This is a genomic window from Candidatus Angelobacter sp. (assembly GCA_035607015.1).
Taxonomy (GTDB): domain Bacteria; phylum Verrucomicrobiota; class Verrucomicrobiia; order Limisphaerales; family AV2; genus AV2.
Genome location: DATNDF010000028.1, coordinates 1 through 5,293, shown reverse-complemented (window position 1 = coordinate 5,293; position 5,293 = coordinate 1). Strand labels below are relative to the sequence as shown.

The following is a 5,293-nucleotide window of genomic DNA, read 5'->3' as shown; positions in this document are numbered from 1 at the left end:
GCGCCGATACCAGACCAACGCCGGCGCTTTGACACGGAAGCTGAGGACAAAATCCTTGATACCGTCCTTGTCGAGATCGGCGACCAGTGCGCCGGTCTGTTGCGTCGATTCACCGGGCACTGGTAAATCGCCGTTCTTGCTGGAGAGGTTGGTCCATTTCGGTTCTGCCGCGGCGAGTGAGGCGGTCAAACCCAGCAGCAACCATGAGCAGTGCTTCGTTCGCAATGGCTTTTCGGTTTTGCTCGTCATGGTTCACTCCACCGCGAACGCTTTCAGGCCCGGCTCGGTGAGGCGGTTGCGTTTCGCGCTCAAAAAATGCCGGACTTCGTCGAGGGAGACGGGCGTGGTTGCGCCGGTTTGCATCGCCACCATCGCGCCGAGCGCGTTGCCGAGCCGGCAGCAGGCCGCCAGCGGTTCGCCTCGCAGGTATTCGTGAATGAACCCCGCCGAAAAGGCGTCGCCGGCGCCACAAGTGTCCGCCACCCGGATTTCGTAGCCCGGCTCATAGACTTTTGTCCCGTCCGCGGAGGCCGCCAGCGCGCCGTGTTCACCGAGCGTCACGACGCAGCCACGCAGCGACCATTGCTCCATCATCTTCGCGCAGAAATCCGGCAGCGATGACAGTGAAATCTCCAGCAACCTGGCGAGATGGTGCGCCTCCTGGAGGTTCATTTTCAAAATGTCCGCCCGCTTGAGCGATTCGGCGATGGTCTCGCGCGAGAAACAATCCTTGCGAAGGTTTACGTCCAGGAATTTCATGCTCTTCGCGGCCACATCGAGCAGCCGGCGCAAGGTGAGCCGTGAAGTTGACGTCCGTTGAGCGAGCGTGCCAAAACAGAAGCAGTCCGCCGCGCCGGCCAGTTCCATCAACTCATACGTGACCTCGATAAAATCGTAGGCGACCTCTGGAATGACGAAAAACTCGGGGTTCCCCTTGTTGTCGAGTGTGACGTTGACCGTGCCGGTGGGATGGTGGTCGTCCTTTTGAACGTGGGACCGGTCCATGCCCGAGCCGACGATTTGCGCCAGCGCCTTCCTGCCATGATCGTCGCGGCCCAGGCGCGTGACTATGATGCCCGTGTCACCCAGGAAATTGACCCGGCTGGCCAAATTGAAGGGCGCTCCCCCCAGCACCGGGCCGGACGGAAACAAATCCCAGAGAGTCTCTCCAAATGACAGGACGGTTTTTTGCATGACGACTCGGGCGCGGAAACCTTCCCAGCCCGGCCACCATTTAGCAATCCCGTTTCAGAGGCGGAAGATTTGGGGCCGGTCACGTCGGAGTTTTCACAACCGTTTTACGTCTATCTGACATGACTGGAAGCCGGCCACGACAGCGTTCAGGGCGAACCGGCGGTCGCGCCGCATCCGGCAAATCAATGAGTGGCGTGATTTTATCGATTAACGGTCGAACTCGCCGGGCGCGTAGCCTTTCAACCATGAATACGACTCCGACAACAACTCCGGCCGGACATCAGGCGGTTCCATTGTTTCCGGCGACGGAATGTGGCGCCGCTTTTTTGAATGGATTATTTCGGCTGCGGCGAGTAGGGTCGTCGCCGGCCCCGCTGGTTCCGACTGAATTGACGGTCTTGGCGGATCGGCGCGCCGGGGAAGGAAAGGTCAGAAAAGAACAGCCGGGGAGGAGGCCATGGCACAATTAGTCATCAAATCCGGGTCGCGCGCAGCTCAGAAGATTGAGTTGATGCCGGGCGTCATACGGCTCGGGCGCAATCCCACCAACGATTTTCATTTCGACGACGCGACGATTTCGAGCCGCCATTGCGAGGTCATCGTGCGGGACGGCACGGTGCAGATCTGCGACCTCGGTTCCACCAACGGCACGTTCATAAACGGTCAGCGCATCCGGGAAGGCCTGCTGTTGCCGGGACAGACTTTGCATCTCGGCTCCGTGGAAGTCGCCCTCGAGGACGCGCCCGTCGAAGTCGTCATCCCCGCACACGTGTCCGCGCAACCAGGTCTCTTTCTGGCGGACGGCGCTCCCGCCTGCTATCAACACGCCGCGTCACAGGCGACAATGGAATGCGCGCAATGCGGCAAGGCGTTTTGCGAACTGTGCGTCCACCAGATCCGGCGCGTCGGCGGCGCCGAGTTGAAACTGTGTCCGGTCTGCGGCGGGCATTGCCGGCCCATCGGACAACCCAAGGGTCAGAAGAAAAAGAAATCGCGCATCAGTTCGTGGATCGGGAAAGTGACCGCGAAGATGACCCGCCGTCTGCCGCGGGCGGACGATTCTTGACCGTCCTTCAAAAACAGGGCGTCACCGCGCAGGGACACCCACTGGTAAAATCCGTTTCAGAAATCTCGTAATCGAGTGGCTTCAGTGCCGGCACGCAATGCCATTTTGATGCGACTCACCGGAGAGGGTCCGGCGGAGAGGTTTTCGCGCAAGCCTATTGGAGCGGCTGGATGCGGACCGGGGCCTGGCCCGAAAGGCAGCGGTGCCACGAGGTGAGCAGTTCCTGCTGATGCTGCGCGGCCCATTCGAGCACCATTTCCCGCACGCGACTCGGCGCGTCGCCCTGGATGATTCTCAACGGCCAGATGCTCACCACCAGTTCCGTGTTCTCGTAGATGGCGTAAAAACGGGCGGCCAGACCCTGCGCGCGCAACATGCGGATGACGATCCCGTAAAATTTGGAGATAACCGGCATAAACTCAGTTTCCGTTTCTCGTCCCAACCGGCGGCTGTTCCAGCAGCGCTCCCGGTGAGACGTTGCATTGTTCAATCCGATCACAAACTGAAGACCCCGGATGGATGGATTTGTTTCAAAGAATTCTTCACCTCAAAAAATGACCCGGTGACGACTCTGAAACTGGAGAGATTTGCGCCGCTGATGGCGGCGCTGAGGTGAAGGGGCGCCGGCGCTTTTTCCGCGGGCGGTGGTGGGAGCGGCCATCGAGCCTCCGAATACCCCGCACTCTCGGAACTTAAAGTCCAAAACCCGAAACCGGAAAGTTATTCCCCGCCCGCCCTGCCGACTCAACAAACCGGAAAAGTTTTCACAAAGTCTCGCGCCTTGTTCGACCCTATAGGATTTCAGGGAGGTTGCTTTTCAGGAAGTCTGGAATCTCGTCGGGAGGAATGAGGCTGAAAATGCCCTTTAGTTGTGCGAGCTCGTCGAGCCGCTTCTGCCATTTGAGATTGTGCCCCAAAGCGACAATAATCGGCAGGACTGCTTTCAGCTGCTCCGGAGTGTTGCGACCCGGCTCGGTATTCCACGCATAAAACTGCCCAAGCTTGATGCCGGCGGAGTCGTCGTTTGCCAGTATGTCCAACATCCACTGAGAAAAATGCACGCTCAATCGGCGATAGGTGAGATTGCTCATCTCAATGCTGGCCGCCTTGCTAAGCGCGAATCGAGCCTTGTCAACAACATCCGTCTTCAACTCATCGATGCGCATCTCCACAATCGGGGCTCCCAAAGGAATGCGGTATCGGGCGCCATCGCCGCCCTTCCCCATATATTCTTGAACTTCCTCTTTCGACTCCTTCAATGGATCGTGTGTGGCGTCCGGTATCAAATAAACCTCGGATACGTCTCCAAACGAGTATCTGATAAGCCAGACCGGGCTCGTCGAATAGAGCCTGAACGTGAGTGTGTCTTTATCAACGGTGGACAGAAATAGCGGCAATTCCTGCGAGAACAGCCAATCAAGCTGCTCCTTTTGCCAAACTCCCTTTTTTGAATACCCACCGTATCTAAAGTCTTTGGTTCCAAACGATCCAACCTGCACGGCGAATGGTGAATGAAAAGTTAATCGATCGCCAGACTGCTGAGCGAGGGCACAATAAAAGTCGATGCCTATGTCCTCCGCTCTGGGGACGCTGGCCGACACACCGAGGGCAGACAGAAAGTATTGCGCGAGATACTCACTGCGATTGCCTTCTCTGAATGGTGCCCAAAGTGATCCTGGCATGGTGCTTTATGCCGAACTACAAGACCTTATCGACGGCGGGAAATATATCGCCCAGCACGAGTCAAGAGCCGCGCCCGCCGTTCGCTGGAGCGTGAGCCTGTGTGAAAACTCCCCGCGCGACGAATTACCCAAAAAATCGACATTAACATTTTGATTACGGCGCATTTTTGTTTTCGGCGAGAGTGATACGCGCCACTTTTTCGTCCTTCAAAATCTTGTTTCAAGAGTTTTCACACTGCCTCGCGATTTGTTAGGCGACTTGTTTCTCACTGACAACCTTTATCTGTAATGTCTGCTCTGCCTCGTCGAGAGAAAGCCGCTCAATGCAGAAGGTCTGCCTGCCACGATGAAGCATCCTCTGAGGCACAGAGACAACAAAGCGATACTGATACTGGTCTCTCGCACCGATGCCAACCCATGCCGTGCCTTCGACATCCGCACCGTGCTTCGTGTTCGTGATGGTCTCGGGCAGAAAACCATCAATCCAGAATCGTCTGAGCGTCTTCACGTCCAAGCTTTCGAGCCAGCGGGATGCGTCAAACTCCAACCGAGTCCAAAACGCCTCATCATTCATGATTTGATATCGGTCGCTCACGGCGTCACCCAACGTCTTGAAGGGTTAGCGGCCCGTTTAAAAAACGCCCGGTCGGGGGACCGGGCCTACACCACGCCGGATTCTCCGATAAATCTTGTAGGCCGCGTGCCCTCGCGCGGCGATTTGTGCCGTTTTTGAACGAACCGCTAGGCATCGTGTCTCTTTCTCCTCTGTCCAACCATAGCCAAGCGAATGAACGTGAGGCCGATAATCCAATGTCCGATAGAGTTTGTTTTCACACAGCCTCGCGCATGGTAAGGCGGCGTCTCCATCACTTTTTCGGCGCGTTCGGAAGTTTAACCGGCACAAATTCCCAGTGGCCATCCCGCCACTTCATACACGAGAACACTTCCCACGTCTTGGTTTTGCCGGACTTGCCGAAAAAGAAAACGTAGTCTGCCTCATTCGTCGAACCGTCCTCGATAGTGACCGGCAGACTATCAATCTTGGAGTATGGCCCTACGGGCATCCGAGGCACGCTCCACACCACTGCGCTGAACTGGTTGGATGACGAAAGGCCAGAAACCAACCCGCGGTCAATCACATCCTTGACTGCCTCCATTCGGTGAATCCCGCTGCAACCAGCGGCAAAGCCGCATATAACTGCGAATCCCACAGCGATGGTGAATTGCTTTGCTCGTTTCATAGTTTGCCTTTTGGTGGTGCGAACGCCGCCCAACGACCCAAGCGCCGGCATGCGGGACAGGTGATGTCCGCCAACCAGCGACTTGTCGACAAACAGAAGGCGCCATCCCA

At 57.1% G+C, this 5,293-nt stretch carries 7 protein-coding genes; 1 reads left to right on the top strand and 6 read right to left on the bottom strand.

Going from position 1 to position 5,293, the window contains the following annotated elements; translation table 11 throughout:
• A partial coding sequence (locus VN887_01215; GenBank protein HXT38620.1) for a hypothetical protein occupies window positions 1-249 on the bottom strand: 249 nt, incomplete at its 3' end.
• Window positions 250-252: 3 nt separating this feature from the next.
• Complete coding sequence (locus tag VN887_01210) at window positions 253-1,194, bottom strand: carbohydrate kinase (GenBank protein ID HXT38619.1); 942 nt, start codon at window positions 1,192-1,194, stop codon at window positions 253-255.
• A 457-nt stretch (window positions 1,195-1,651) separates the two neighbouring features.
• Here VN887_01210 and VN887_01205 point away from each other — a divergent pair, with 457 nt between their 5' ends.
• Window positions 1,652-2,260, top strand: a complete 609-nt coding sequence (locus tag VN887_01205; GenBank protein ID HXT38618.1) for an FHA domain-containing protein — start codon at window positions 1,652-1,654, stop codon at window positions 2,258-2,260.
• A 154-nt stretch (window positions 2,261-2,414) separates the two neighbouring features.
• Here the strand turns inward: VN887_01205 and VN887_01200 are convergent, their stop codons facing one another.
• The 4 genes from VN887_01200 to VN887_01185 form a co-directional block, all read right to left on the bottom strand.
• Complete coding sequence (locus VN887_01200; GenBank protein HXT38617.1) at window positions 2,415-2,675, bottom strand: DUF4160 domain-containing protein; 261 nt, start codon at window positions 2,673-2,675, stop codon at window positions 2,415-2,417.
• A 376-nt stretch (window positions 2,676-3,051) separates the two neighbouring features.
• Window positions 3,052-3,942: a hypothetical protein gene (locus tag VN887_01195; GenBank protein HXT38616.1), complete on the bottom strand. Its 891-nt coding sequence runs from the start codon at window positions 3,940-3,942 to the stop codon at window positions 3,052-3,054.
• A gap of 250 nt (window positions 3,943-4,192) precedes the next feature.
• Complete coding sequence (locus tag VN887_01190; protein ID HXT38615.1) at window positions 4,193-4,516, bottom strand: hypothetical protein; 324 nt, start codon at window positions 4,514-4,516, stop codon at window positions 4,193-4,195.
• Window positions 4,517-4,808: 292 nt separating this feature from the next.
• On the bottom strand, window positions 4,809-5,183 hold the full coding sequence (locus VN887_01185; GenBank protein ID HXT38614.1) for a hypothetical protein: 375 nt from the start codon (window positions 5,181-5,183) through the stop codon (window positions 4,809-4,811).
• Window positions 5,184-5,293: the final 110 nt, after the last annotated feature.